1 protein-coding gene is annotated in these 264 nt (G+C 49.6%); it reads right to left on the bottom strand.

Annotated features, from left to right (window positions below):
- A partial coding sequence (locus MN204_RS20880; protein WP_249872965.1) for a hypothetical protein occupies positions 1 to 264 on the bottom strand: 264 nt, incomplete at both ends.

The raw sequence follows: 264 nt of genomic DNA, 5'->3' as shown, positions 1-264 counted from the left end.
TCCTGTGAAACTGGTGCTGTATCAACAGCCTTGGCTTCTGCACGAGCAACCGCATTTTCAAGTGCATCCGTTGCATCCTTAACGGCCTGTGTCGTACCTTGATCGTTGTCAGCATCATTCATCGCCTTATCCAACTTCGCCATAGCATCCGCAACCGCATCATCCGTTGCTACTGCTGTGGTATCAGGTGAATTCAACGCATCATCACCAGCCGTTTCGGCGTCTTCACGATCACCTATTGCTTGGTTAATCGCATCTTGCAAA

The sequence above is a fragment of the Oceanobacillus saliphilus genome (assembly GCF_023522835.1).
GTDB lineage: Bacteria > Bacillota > Bacilli > Bacillales > Amphibacillaceae > Oceanobacillus > Oceanobacillus saliphilus.
The sequence above is the reverse complement of the archived record's forward strand: the minus strand, read 5'-3'. Positions and strand labels throughout refer to the sequence as shown.